1 protein-coding gene is annotated in these 281 nt (G+C 63.0%); it reads right to left on the reverse strand.

The genetic code is table 11. The features are described from left to right. Nucleotides 1-42: 42 nt before the first annotated feature. On the reverse strand, nucleotides 43-281 hold a 239-nt coding region (locus RVY79_RS19145; RefSeq protein WP_317466140.1), incomplete at its 5' end, for an HPF/RaiA family ribosome-associated protein.

Consider the following 281-nt stretch of genomic DNA (forward strand, 5'->3'; position numbering starts at 1 on the left):
GGAGAGGCCGCAGAGGCTTGGCCGACAGCGTTTCAGCACGTACTACGCTTCCTCTGTCCGGCAGGTGGGCTGACCTGCGTGCGGCTGGCGCTTCTGCGCGGCGTCTACCAGCATGCGTTCTACGTGCGCGAAGGCCTCGTTGAGCGCAAGGTAAGCGTCCTCGTTCGAGGTCTTGCTGGAAATATGCGTCTGATGCGGCGTGGTGATCACGACATGGACATCGACGGGCTTGCCCTGGTGTTGATGCTTCGCACCCAGGGTTAGGCTGACACGGCAGCGGG

Origin of the sequence: Chromohalobacter sp. HP20-39, from assembly GCF_033052815.1 — a bacterium.
GTDB lineage: Bacteria > Pseudomonadota > Gammaproteobacteria > Pseudomonadales > Halomonadaceae > Chromohalobacter.